At 27.6% G+C, this 12762-nt stretch carries 11 protein-coding genes; 1 reads left to right on the top strand and 10 read right to left on the bottom strand.

Annotated elements, in window-relative coordinates; all coding sequences use genetic code 11:
* Positions 1-2 precede the first annotated feature (2 nt).
* Genes KGF38_RS05620 through KGF38_RS05640 form a run of 5 tightly spaced genes read right to left on the bottom strand, consistent with a single transcriptional unit; the run spans position 3 to position 2921 of the window.
* Entirely contained in the window at positions 3-788 is a 786-nt protein-coding gene (locus tag KGF38_RS05620) for an RNA-binding protein (protein WP_054271195.1), read from the bottom strand.
* Between the two features lie 9 nt (positions 789-797).
* On the bottom strand, positions 798-1055 hold the full coding sequence (locus KGF38_RS05625) for a YggT family protein (protein WP_021385428.1): 258 nt from the start codon (positions 1053-1055) through the stop codon (positions 798-800).
* Between the two features lie 18 nt (positions 1056-1073).
* Positions 1074-1532 (bottom strand): cell division protein SepF, encoded by a 459-nt coding sequence (locus KGF38_RS05630; RefSeq protein WP_021385412.1) that lies wholly within the window; start codon positions 1530-1532, stop codon positions 1074-1076.
* Positions 1533-1571: 39 nt separating this feature from the next.
* A complete protein-coding gene (locus KGF38_RS05635; RefSeq protein WP_176702458.1) occupies positions 1572-2276 on the bottom strand; it encodes a YggS family pyridoxal phosphate-dependent enzyme in 705 nt (234 codons plus the stop codon).
* Between the two features lie 9 nt (positions 2277-2285).
* Entirely contained in the window at positions 2286-2921 is a 636-nt protein-coding gene (locus tag KGF38_RS05640; RefSeq protein ID WP_054271197.1) for an HlyD family efflux transporter periplasmic adaptor subunit, read from the bottom strand.
* A gap of 380 nt (positions 2922-3301) precedes the next feature.
* On the opposite strand from KGF38_RS05640, the gene KGF38_RS05645 reads away from it, so the two are divergent.
* The gene (locus tag KGF38_RS05645) at positions 3302-4342 is read left to right on the top strand and encodes a PTS sugar transporter subunit IIC (protein WP_054271198.1); all 1041 of its coding nucleotides are present in this window, start codon (positions 3302-3304) and stop codon (positions 4340-4342) included.
* Between the two features lie 438 nt (positions 4343-4780).
* On the opposite strand, the gene KGF38_RS05650 is transcribed toward KGF38_RS05645, so the two are convergent.
* The 5 genes from KGF38_RS05650 to KGF38_RS05670 form a co-directional block, all read right to left on the bottom strand.
* Positions 4781-6136, bottom strand: a complete 1356-nt coding sequence (locus tag KGF38_RS05650) for a PFL family protein (protein WP_054271199.1) — start codon at positions 6134-6136, stop codon at positions 4781-4783.
* 26 nt (positions 6137-6162) lie between these two features.
* The gene (locus tag KGF38_RS05655; RefSeq protein WP_054271200.1) at positions 6163-6432 is read right to left on the bottom strand and encodes an ACT domain-containing protein; all 270 of its coding nucleotides are present in this window, start codon (positions 6430-6432) and stop codon (positions 6163-6165) included.
* A 290-nt stretch (positions 6433-6722) separates the two neighbouring features.
* On the bottom strand, positions 6723-8672 hold the full coding sequence (locus KGF38_RS05660) for a hypothetical protein (protein WP_074178496.1): 1950 nt from the start codon (positions 8670-8672) through the stop codon (positions 6723-6725).
* A 55-nt stretch (positions 8673-8727) separates the two neighbouring features.
* Entirely contained in the window at positions 8728-10668 is a 1941-nt protein-coding gene (locus KGF38_RS05665) for a hypothetical protein (protein ID WP_074178497.1), read from the bottom strand.
* A 53-nt stretch (positions 10669-10721) separates the two neighbouring features.
* The gene (locus tag KGF38_RS05670) at positions 10722-12650 is read right to left on the bottom strand and encodes a hypothetical protein (protein WP_074178498.1); all 1929 of its coding nucleotides are present in this window, start codon (positions 12648-12650) and stop codon (positions 10722-10724) included.
* Positions 12651-12762: the final 112 nt, after the last annotated feature.

Genomic DNA, 12762 nt, shown 5'->3' on the forward strand with positions numbered 1-12762 from the left:
CCTTATACAATTAATCTTGCTTGAACTTTTATTTTACCTTTTTTAGTAATATCTCCTATTTGTGTTACATTAGCTCTTCCTTTGCCTCTAACAGAAATCAAATCATCATTTTTAACTATTTTAGAGGTTGAAGTTATCTTTTCATAATTGACATGGACTTTTTCTCCATTTATGTATTTTGCACTATCTTGTCTAGATATATTGTAAAGACCACTTATGACACAATCTAACCTATCTGAAGATACTGTAAATGATACTTCCTTATATTTTGAAGAACTATTAACAATGTTTTCTCTGGAAATTTCCTTTACAATTACATTATTTCTTGAAACTTTCTCCAAATTCACGATTATAAAATCGCAAATATCACTACTTACAATTACTTGACAAAAGCTATCATGTATAATTATATCTCCAATTTTTTCTCTTTTTATACCTAGACTCATAATTGCACCTAAATAATCTTTATGAGATATATTCTTAAATTTGAAATTCCCTTCTATCTGTAAAAATCTAAGAGTATCTTCTATATCCTCATATTCCATGTAAAATGGATAAATAAATACAGTGCTTCTTTCAGCTTGTTCATAACCTCCATCCACACTGTATTTTATTTCATTTGTAGAATTTAATATCGCTACAGCATTTTTCACTTCATATGGATTAAGAAACTCAGTAAACTTAACATCATAGTTTTTTATACAACTATTAGCCTTGTCTATTACTTTAAACATTTTATTTTTCAAGTCTATATCCTTTATGTGATTTGTTAATTTTAATTTATCCATTCTATCACCTTAGAATATAACCAATACTAATTGTCTTAGGAACATCAATAATACTATTGCAATTAAAGGAGAAAAATCTATAGGTCCGTTTGTGTATCTGTACATTATTGACCTTATTGGTCCTTCTATTGGCTCTGTAAGATTTTCTAAAATCTCGAAAATTTTGCTTTGTCTTCCATTTGGAAACCAAGTCATCAAGCTTTTTATAACTATCATCCATGCTATTATATCCAAAAGATAATAAAGTGCAATTCTTATTGTTCCCATATATTAACCGCCTTTTTACTATTTATTTTGCCAAGGGAAGAATGCTTTACTTTCTAATTCTTTTTTCATATTTGCATCTATATCCACATTGTTAGGAGCTAATATAAATATTGATTTAGAAACCTTTTGTATACTTCCATCTAAAACATAAACTGCTCCATTCATAAAGTTAAATATAGATTTACGAACTTCAGAATTAGTCAACCCTTCCAAATTCACTATAACTGCCCTTCTTTGTTTTAGATGGTCTGCTATAGTTGCAGCTTCATCATAAACTTTAGGTTCAACTATTACAACTTTCATTTGACTTGTTGTATGTAAATTTACAATTTTATTTGCTTTTGCAGTACTAAATCCACTATTTATTTCTTCTTCTTGAACTATATCGTCCATACCACCTTCATATTCTTCTTCAATGTAATCTTCTTCTTCGTCAACTATCCAGTTCTTAAATTTAGATATTATTCCATTTGACATTATTAACTTCCTCCTTAGAATTTATTCAGATTTGAGTAATTATTTTTTATTGTAGTTTCTTTCTCCAAAGATTGATGTTCCAACCCTAACAATGGTAGCCCCTTCCTCTATAGCAATCTCATAATCATGACTCATTCCCATTGACAAAGCATCCATTTCTACATTAGGTATATTTAGCTCTTTTATTTGTGTTGATAAATCTTTAAGACCTTTGAATACACCTCTTATTTCATTTTCATCTTCTATAAAAGGTGCCATTGTCATTAGACCTTTTATCTTTATATTTTTATATTTTTCTGACACTTCTTTGACAAAATCTATAACTTCATCTTTATCAAGTCCATGCTTAGATTCTTCTTTAGATATATTCACTTGTATTAAGCAATCTATCTCTCTATTTATTTGCTCTGCACGTTTTTGAATCTCTTCACATAATGCAATTCTATCTAAAGAATGTATCATACAAACTTTATCTATTATGTACTTAACTTTATTCGTTTGCAAAGTTCCTATCAAGTGCCAGTTTAATTTGTCACCTATAATATCATACTTTCTAGCCAATTCTTGAGGTTTATTTTCACCAACAGAAGTAATTCCTTCATTCATTGCCTCATTAACTAAATCCACATCCACAGTTTTTGTGACTGCTAAAAGGGTTATTTCTTTGCTATCTCGATTTACCTTTTTTGCAGCCTTTTCAATTTTACTTCTTATTTCAGATAAATTATCTTTAATAGAACCCATTACTATCACCTACTTTATCCTTATATTTGTGTTTATACAATTAGGTCTTAAAATTATTTTGTCATATAGATTAACACTTGTCACCCCATTTATGTCATTTTTATAATAATCCACAAATACAGAAGATTCATTTTCATAAGTTATTCCTTCTAATATGACAAATTTTACACTTTGTGATTGTTCATCAATTACATATACACCACGTTTATTGTCTTTTGTTTTTATAGAAGTTTTAGGTATTTTTAAACACTCCATCTGATTATATATTATATCAAATTCTTCGACACTTGTATCCTGATTTGAAACAATTTGGTTACTTATTTTTAATTTTAGCATTATTTTATTATTATTTTTATATATTTTGTAAACTTTTGCATCTATTTTTTGCTCACGATATTCAATTGCTACATTTTGATTTTTTTCAAAGTTCTTAGAATCTTCTTTACTTATGTATGCTGATAGATAATTGCTTTGGTCATTAGCATCTTTTTCTATATTTCCTTCTACATGAATCTTTGCATCAAATTTTTCTACTTTTAATACCAATGTATCTACATTTTTGCTAATAATCATTACTAAAACATTAAATACTAAATATATAAGAATACCAAGTATCATCAATCTGGTATATTTAATCTTTTTCAAAAACTCTCCCCCTATAAAATTTCTATCATTATAAGTACTTCTTCTAAAAAATGTTTATTCCTTTTTTATAGACTAATATTTTATGTATTAATAATTGTTTTTTTCATATTAAATTTATTTTTTATCAATCTTCCTATACAAGACTGTATTATTTATATATAATTATATTATAAAGTATAAGTTTAATTTACATTTTACATCTCAAACTTACTTTATATTCTTTTATAGTTATTTTTATTTTTAGATGCAATATAAAACCAATTAAAATTTAAAATGACTTTTGTTTTGTTGATATTAATTCATTTAGGCATTCATGCATTAGGATAACGTTATCACAGCAAAGGTTTATGTCCTAAAAAAAATACAAGGAGGATTTTCTTATGTCAGAAATTTTATTAGGAACAGGTTTACTTTTATTGGTTCTATGTTGTTTCACAATTTTTAGTTACAAAGCTCCATATGGTATGAAAGCTATGGGAGCCTTAGCAAATGCTGCATGTGCTACTTTTTTAGTAGAGGCATTCAACCTTTCTTTACTTGGTGATGTTCTAGGTATGGAATTTTTTAGAAGTGTTGGTGCTGCTAATGGTAGTCTTGGTGGAGTTGCTGCTGCTATACTTGTACCTTTAGCTTTAGGAGTATCCCCAGTTTATGCAGTTTTAATAGGATTATCATGTTTAGATTTCTCTATATTATCTGGATTCGTTGCTGGATACTTTGTTTCTTTCTTAATTAAGTTTATAGAGAAAAAAGTACCACCTGGAGTAGATTTAGTAGTTGTAATACTTTTATGTGCTCCACTATCTCGTTTTATAGCATCAAATGTAGACCCATTAGTTAATAGTACACTATTACAAATTGGACAAGTTCTAATAGAGGCTACTAATATTAGCCCTATAATAATGGGAATTATATTAGGAGGTCTGATAACAGTGGTTGGAACATCCCCACTTAGTTCAATGGCTCTTACATCTATAATCGGTCTTACTGGTCTTCCTATGGCAATAGGAGCATTAGGAGCTTTTGGTTCAGCTTTTATGAACTCAACACTATTCGCAAGATTAAAGTTAGGTTCTAAAAAAGATATTATATCTGTTGCTATTGAACCCCTGACTCAATCAGACATAATTTCAGCTAATCCAATACCAATATATTCTACTAATTTCTTTGGAGGAGCTTTTTCTGGTATCATTGTAGCTTTGATGGGTCTTGTAAACATGACACCAGGTACAGCTACACCTGTGGCTGGATTTGCTATAATGTTTGCCTATAATCCAGTTAATCAGGTTCTTATAACAGCTGGGCTATGTGCTTTATTTAATGTAATTGCAGGATTTGTAGGCTCAAAAATATTCAGTACCTTTAAAGTTCTTACTGCTGACAAAATACGTGGTACTGATGTAGAAGAAGAAATTGCTTAAATTTATAAGACTTATAAATTTATATTTTAAGTCAATATTTTAAATAGTAGAGTTTTATATTGTAGCAATTTTATTTATTGCAAGCGTTTTATTTTTTATTTATATTTATAATTATTATGTGTGTTGAATATTTAGATAAATTTTTATTTTTTAACTTTTTTATTTTTTAATTTAGTTTTTTATTTAGTTGATATACCAAACATCAAAAATTAGTATAATTACTATTAGATAACATAACTTTTAAAATACATAAAAAATTTTATATTAATTAGATAGTATTAAAATAAAGCGATATATGACCATTTTACTAGGTTATATATCGCTTTATTATTATCATAATTTTAATAAATAATTTTTAGAATTATTGTTTTAATTATAATTTTTTAATATATGAATATCTTTAATCAGTTTTATAAATATTACTATATGTAAACATACTTAGTTTTTAAATGAATGTATAGGAGCTGGAATTCTTCCTCCTCTTTGAGTAAATAACTCAGACGAATTTGTATTTATAGGCATTACTGGTGCTCGCCCTAAAAGACCTCCAAATTCCACCATATCACCTACGTCACATCCTGGAGCTGGTATAATTCTAACTGCTGTAGTTTTATTATTAATCATACCTATTGCTGCCTCATCAGCTATCATAGCTCCCAGTGTACCTGCTGTAGTACTTCCTGGAACAGCTATCATATCAAGACCTACAGAACAAATAGCAGTCATTGCTTCAAGCTTATCTATACTCAAAGCACCTTTGATAACAGCATCAATCATACCCGCATCTTCTGATACTGGTATAAATGCACCACTTAGACCTCCAACATGTGAGCACGCCATGACTCCACCTTTTTTAACAGCATCATTTAAAAGAGCCAACGCTGCTGTAGTACCATGAGTACCAACAACTTCAAGACCCATTTCTTCTAATATATTTGCCACTGAGTCTCCAATAGCTGGTGTAGGTGCTAATGATAGGTCTATTATTCCAAATGGTACATCCAGTCTACTAGAAGCTTCTTTTGCTACCAATTGTCCAACTCTTGTAATTTTAAAGGCAGTCTTCTTAACTGTCTCTGCTACAACATCAAATGGCTCTCCTTTTACCTTTTCTAAGGCTCTTTTAACAACCCCAGGACCACTTACACCGACATTTATTATCCTATCAGCTTCACCAACACCATGGAAAGCTCCTGCCATAAATGGATTATCTTCAACTGCGTTACAGAATACTACTAGTTTTGCACAACCAAATCCCTTTGCATCTTTCGTTAATTCTGCAGTTTCTTTTATAATTTCTCCCATTTCTTTTACTGCATCCATATTTATACCACATCTTGTAGAACCTACATTTACTGAAGCACATACCTTGTTTGTACTTGCCAAGGCTTTTGGAATTGATTTAATTAATATCTTATCACCCTTTGTATACCCTTTTTGAACCAATGCTGAGAATCCACCTATAAAATCTATACCTAAATCCTCTGCAGCTTTATCTAATGTCTGTGCAAACTTTACATAGTCACTTTCATCTGTTGCACCTGCAATAATAGATATTGGAGTTACTGATACTCTCTTATTTACAATTGGAATACCATATTCACGCTCTATATCTTTTCCAACTTTTACTAAGTCTTTAGCAGAATTCATAATCTTGTTATATATTTTCTCTCTAGCCTTATCTCCATCAGGGTCTATACAATCTAATAAAGAAATCCCCATAGTTATAGTTCTTATATCTAATTGTTCTTCATCTATCATTTTGATTGTCTCAAGTATATTTCCTACATTCACTATTATCACCTCCCTATTACTGTTTTTTACAGATTATGCATTGAGTTAAATATTTCTTCTCTTTGAATTTTTACATCTACTGATAATTCTTTTCCTCTTTTTATTAAGTCTTCAACCGTTTGCTCAAAAGAGTTTAATGCTTTCTCTAAATCAACTATCATAATCATTGTAAAATACTCTTGTAATATCTTTTGTGAAATATCTACTATGTTAATATTTTGCTTGAATAACTCATCACTGATTCCTGCTACTATACCTGGTTTGTCCTTCCCAATTACTGTTAAAATTGCTCTCATGATAATATCCTCCCTTATTTTTTTATAAATCTTACATTTTTACAAATTGAACCTTTTATTAGCATATATTTCATTTATTTGTTAGTAAATCACTTTTTATGTATATATTTAATATATTTTAATACCTATACCTTCATTTGTCAATTTTTTTTCAATATTCTATTATTTTTATACTATTTAGTCAAATTATATGTATTGTACATTTTATTGATAACAATATATAGTTTTCATAATAATGAAAGGTATCACTTAACAAACTCATAATTTGATAAGCAATACCTTTCTAAAAATTATTTTTTTATTTTTATGAATCTAATTATATTTTTTCTTGTGCCAGGATTTACAATCAATATAGAGCAAAACATAGTTAAACTTAACACTCCAATTAAAATGAAACTCTCTTTCCCAATGCTATATTTTTTAGGTGATAATTTAGTATTAATTTCATCTTTATTTTCATTATTGTGATTTACTTGATTATTTATTTTTGATTGATTATTATTCATATCTAAATTGTCATTATAAAAATCTTCATTATAAAAATATGATTGATTATTAGTGCTAAATACAGTTTTTTGTTTTAAGCCTTTATTATCATTTTTTAAGATAAAACTTTTGTTAGATTTATCCTCATTTTTTAACTCATCTTCATTTTTTAAAATCTCATCTTTTTCTTTATCATTAGTTATATTATTATCATCGTTATCTTTTGGAGGATTCTTACTTGTAGTACTGCTAGAATCAGATTCTATATTGTTGTCATTTGGAGTATTAGGAGTTTTTTCATCATTACTACTATTATTATCTTTATTGTCATTATTTAGATTACCATTATTATCTTCTTCTCTATCTGGGTCATCTCTTCCTCCTCCTCCACGGTCACCACCAGCATTTTCATTTTCTTGTTCATCATCTGGTGTAATCTGATTATTACCCCCTCCTAATACAAATCCAGGTTTTAAAAATATATTTGAATACCCATCTCTTAATCCACCTTCCACTTTTACTCTAAAACATCTCAACTTAAAATCTTCAAAATCAATTGTGGCTTGATTTGTAATATACTCTAGTTCACTGCTTATCCAATTTATACCATCATCAGAATATTCCACAAATACCTTTTTTGCATTATATGGCATGTCATAATCTAAAGCAGCTGTATAACCATATTCCCGGTTTCTAAAATACACAACTAAATTATTTATAGGCTCCTTATTTCTAATAGAGATATTTATAACTGGAAAAACATCTTGATTTAATACTATATTTTTTTCATTTAGAATATTTTCATCAAATTTACCTCTTATAATAAACTCTAGATTTTTATTTAAATCAGTATAGTAATTTGATAAATCCCACTCCACATTTATATTTGGAATTTTTCCACTTGAAGTTTTTAGACTTACTTCTTTTGGGAGTTCTACATCCTCAATTTTATCATCTTTTGTTAATATCAATTCCTCTTCAAATACACTAATGCCTCTAAGATTACATCTTATAATATTATAATCTTCATCTTGTGGTATGTCTGGCATTATTACATTCCCATCACCAATGATATAAACAATCTTAGTTTTTGATACAATTGATTCGCCTTTTGTATTATTTGCTATTGTATTTTGTTGGTTATTCTTATTAACAATTACTGATGTATCCTCTATTTCCACCTCTCCATTACAGTAAATACCTACAGCATCTTTTCCATTAACCTCAATTATTCTAGATTCTACTTTAATATCATTTTCTGAATAAATTCCTATTGCATTATCTCCACTTGCACGTATATTACCAGTTTTTCCATAATATGTAGCTAGAACTAGTTCAGCTTCTTTCTCTATATATAAAGCAGTTCCATTCAGTGCAACTATATTATCTATTCCTATATTTAATTTTCCTCCCCGTTCTACATGTATTACACCTTCATTCCCTCCTTCTCCAATTATATTTAACTTATTACCACTAATATTAAAATTACCTTTATCTTTTATAAGTATTTTATATTGGTTTGTATCTATTGTGACATTAGCTCCATTTGGAACACTAAATCCAAAATAATTATCTATTACCATATCACATGTAAGAGTATAAACTATGTCTCCCTTATTATCTTCATTTTTTACAATCCAATTTTTAAAATCATCCAAACAATTGTTTTCTTGCGAAAAGCTCTTCTTTGGTAAAATTATAAAAATACTTACTAATAAAGTTATAAGAAGAAATATCTTATTTTTTTTATTCATTTTTTTCTCCTATTTGATTATTCTGTCAAGTAAAATTATGTCTCTTTAATGTATTTTATTTATTAATTCTTAATCTTATAATTTTATCTATATATTTTATAATATCCCTATTTATTACTACTACTGAAAATAACATGGTTAAAACTATGATTTCAACTCCAATTATAAGCTCACTTTTAGAACTCTGAGTCTTATCATATGGCTTTGAAATAGATTTTAGTTTATCATTAGAATTATTTACTTCAATACCATCTGTCTTACTTAAAATTACTTTATCTTTATATGTATTTTTAGAAAGTTCATTATTTTCCTTATAACCTTCTTTTAGGTCTTGTTCTAAATTATTTTCAATTTTATTTTTTTCAATCAAATTATTATTTTTAACTTTATTATTGATATTCTCTTCACTCTTTTCTTTGTGTATTTCTTTATCTATTTCAGTATGTTTTTCATGTGACTTATCATTTTCTTCATCTTGTCGATTGTTATTTTTTTCTTCTCCATTATCTTCTGTGACCTTACTTGAATCTAATGGTCTTTGCTCATCAGTATTATTGTTATTTTTATTATTTACACCTGAATTAACCTTATTGTCTTCTCTATCTGGGTCATCTCTACCTCCCCCTCCACGGTCTCCACTATCATCATCGACTTCTTGTTCATCATCTGGTGTAATTTGATTACCTCCTCCTCCCATTACAAATCCAGGCTTTAAAAACACATTTGAATAACCTTCTTTCAATCCACCTTCTACCTTTATCCTAAAACATCGTAACTTGAAATCTCCAAAATCAAGCATAACCTGATTACTAATATTCTCTAATTCTTCACTTACCCAATTTACACCATCCTCTGAATATTCCACAAATACTTTTTTAGCACTATATGGCATACTATAATCTAGTATAGCTAGATAACCATTTTTAGAATTTAAGAAAGATACTTCTAAATCATCTATAGGTTCTTTATTAACAATATAGACATGTAAAACAGGAATAACATCATTGTTTATAATTATGTTCTTCTCATTTAAATCTTCTTCTTTAAATTTACCTATTATAATAAACTCTGTATTATTATTTAAATCATTATAATAGTTTGATAAATCCCACTCAACATCTAAATCTATAGAGTTCATACTAGAAGTTCTTAAACGTACTTTATCTGGTAATATTATATCTTCTACTTTATCCTCTTTTGATATGTTCATTTCTTTTTCAAAAGCTCTAATCCCTCTATAGTTACAATTTACTATCTCGTAATTCTTATTCTGAGGTATATCTGGAGTAATTGTATTCTGTTCTCCAATAATATAAATCTTATTTGCTTCTGATACAATCGACTTAACTTTTTTATTTTCCAATAATACATTTTGCTTCTTATTACCACTATGTATAATTATTGAGGTATCTTCTATTTCGACTTCTCCTTTACAATAAATTCCTATTGCATTTTCTCCATCAGCTTCAATTGTTTTAGAATCTACTCTAATATCATTTTCCGAATAAATTCCTATTGCATTTTCTCCATTTGCTTTTATATTTCCAATCTCCTCATAATATTTATCTATACTCAAATTTGCATCTTTTTCAACATATAACGCAGTTCCATTTAATGCAACTATATTATCTATTCCTATATTTAATTTGCCTCCCTTTTCTACATGTATTACTCCTTCACTTCCACCCTCTCCAATTATATTTAGCTTGTTTCCATTAATATTAAAATGTCCTTTATCTTTTATAAGTATCTTATATTTATTTGTATCTATTGTAATATTAGTTCCATATGGAATACTAAATTCAAAATAATTATCTACTATCATATCGCAAGGAAGAGTATAAACTATTTCTTTCCTATTATCTTCATTTTTTACAACCCAATTTTTAAAATCTTCTAAACAATCATTTTCTTGTGAGAAACTCTTACTTGGTAAAATTATAAAAATTATAGTTAATAAATTTATAAGAAGAAAAATTTTATTTATTTTATTCATATTGTTCTCCTATTAATTTTTTAATAAGCTTAAAATGCTTTAAACGATTCTGTCTATTTTTTATGTTTTATAAATTTATCTACATATTTTATGATACCAGGATTTACTACTACTATTGAAAATGACATAACTGATACTATAATTCCACCCCAAATAACACTCCTACCTTGAAATTTCTGAGTTTTACTATGTGAATTAGAAGTAGAGTTTGAGCTATTATTAAATTTATCTAATTTAAAAGTCTCTTTTTCATTTGATATTTTTTTATTATCAGTTGTATTTTTACCTTCCTGATTTTCTTCATAATCTCTTTTTAATATTTGAATTAAACTATTCTCATACTTATCTATAATAGTTAATTCATCATTCTTAATATCATTATCTCTGTTATTGATATTAGTCTTATTAGTTTCTTTATCTTTCTCTATAATATCTTCATTAGACTTATCATTTTTTTCATCCTCTTGGTGAATATTATCTTTTTCTTCATTATTGAAATTTGTTATATTGTTAGAATCTTCAGGTATTTCTTCAGTGGAATTATCATTTTTCTTATTATCATCTAAATCAAATTCATCATTTTCTCTATCTGGGTCATCTCTACCACCACCGCCACGGTCACCATCAATATCATCATTTCCCTTTTCATCATCTGGTGTCTCTTGATTGTCACCACCACCCATTATAAATCCTGGTTTAAAAACCATATTTGAATAACCTTCTTTTAATCCGCCTTCCACTCTTACTCTAAAACAACGTAGCTTAAAATCTTCAAAAAAAAGTATAGCTTGGTCTCTAATATCTTCCTGTTCCTCAGATGTCCAATTGATTCCATCTGCTGAATATTCAACAAAAACTTTATTTGCATTGTATGGCATATCAAAATACAAAATAGCTACATATCCATCTCTTGTGTTTTGATAATCTAATTCCAAATTATCTATTGTTTTTTTCTCTGCAACAGATATGTCCAAAATAGGAACAACATCATCATTTATTACAATTTTTTCTCTATTTAATGTTTCTATTTTAAACTTTCCTGTTATACTAAAAGTTTCTTCTTTTTTTAACTTTTCATAATAACCAGTAAAATCCCATTCTACATCTATATCAAGTTGATTACCACTAGATGTTTCTAATACCATATCTTTCGGAAATTTTATATCTTCTATTTTATCATCTTTACTTACTTTTATTTCTTCACTAAATACATCAATTCCCCTATGGCAACATGTTATAATATTATAGCCAGAATCTTCAGATATAGCTGGGATAAGCTCATTAGAGTTATCAATTATATAAACTTTCTTGCTTTCTGATACAATTGATTGTGCAGCCTTATTATTAGCTCTTAATAATCCATTTTCTTTGCTACTACTATAAGCTTTTATTGAAGATTCTTCTATCTCAACATCACCTTTAGAATAAACACCTATAGCACTCTCTCCATTCACTTCAATATCCTTATTTAATATTCTAATATCATTTTCAGTATAAATTCCTATTGCATCTTTTCCATTTGCCTTTATTTTTTCAACAGATTCATAGGATGATTTAATATATAAGTCTCCTCCTTCTTCAACGTATAAGGCTGTCCCATCAGTAGCAATTATGTTGTTTATACCGATACTTATACTTCCACCAGTTTCTATATGTATTACTCCTTCTTTTCCTCCTTCACCTATTATATTTAGTTCATTATCATCAATAATAAATCTTCCATGATTTTTTATCAGTATTTTATATTTGTTGGTATCTATTGTAAAATTACTGTCATGAGGAATATAAAATCTAAACTCTTCGTCTATTACCATATCACAAGGAAGAGTATAAACTATTTCTTCTTTGTTATTTTTATTTTCTTGAACCCACCTTTCAAAATCTTCAAAACAATTATCCTCTTGTCCAGACACCTTGTTTGGAGAAATTACAAAACAGAGTATTATTATGCTTACAAAAATAAATATTTCAGACTTCTTCATCTTTTACTCCTAATATTTTAATATAATAATGTTGAAAAATGTATCTTATATATATAATTTTTCCATAATTAGCACTTGTTGTCAATTTTTATAAATAAAAAGCTACTTAATA

The organism is Clostridioides sp. ZZV14-6387, from assembly GCF_020657835.1.
GTDB classification, from domain to species: domain Bacteria; phylum Bacillota; class Clostridia; order Peptostreptococcales; family Peptostreptococcaceae; genus Clostridioides; species Clostridioides difficile_A.

What these genes read in the sequence shown, in the direction of transcription:
- KGF38_RS05620 (WP_054271195.1), bottom strand. Translation starts at nt 788, where the DNA reads ATGGATAAATTAAAATTAACAAATCACATAAAGGATATAGACTTGAAA.
- KGF38_RS05625 (WP_021385428.1), bottom strand. Translation starts at nt 1,055, where the DNA reads ATGGGAACAATAAGAATTGCACTTTATTATCTTTTGGATATAATAGCA.
- KGF38_RS05630 (WP_021385412.1), bottom strand. Translation starts at nt 1,532, where the DNA reads ATGTCAAATGGAATAATATCTAAATTTAAGAACTGGATAGTTGACGAA.
- KGF38_RS05635 (WP_176702458.1), bottom strand. Translation starts at nt 2,276, where the DNA reads ATGGGTTCTATTAAAGATAATTTATCTGAAATAAGAAGTAAAATTGAA.
- KGF38_RS05645 (WP_054271198.1), top strand. Translation starts at nt 3,302, where the DNA reads ATGTCAGAAATTTTATTAGGAACAGGTTTACTTTTATTGGTTCTATGT.
- KGF38_RS05655 (WP_054271200.1), bottom strand. Translation starts at nt 6,432, where the DNA reads ATGAGAGCAATTTTAACAGTAATTGGGAAGGACAAACCAGGTATAGTA.
- KGF38_RS05660 (WP_074178496.1), bottom strand. Translation starts at nt 8,672, where the DNA reads ATGAATAAAAAAAATAAGATATTTCTTCTTATAACTTTATTAGTAAGT.
- KGF38_RS05665 (WP_074178497.1), bottom strand. Translation starts at nt 10,668, where the DNA reads ATGAATAAAATAAATAAAATTTTTCTTCTTATAAATTTATTAACTATA.
- KGF38_RS05670 (WP_074178498.1), bottom strand. Translation starts at nt 12,650, where the DNA reads ATGAAGAAGTCTGAAATATTTATTTTTGTAAGCATAATAATACTCTGT.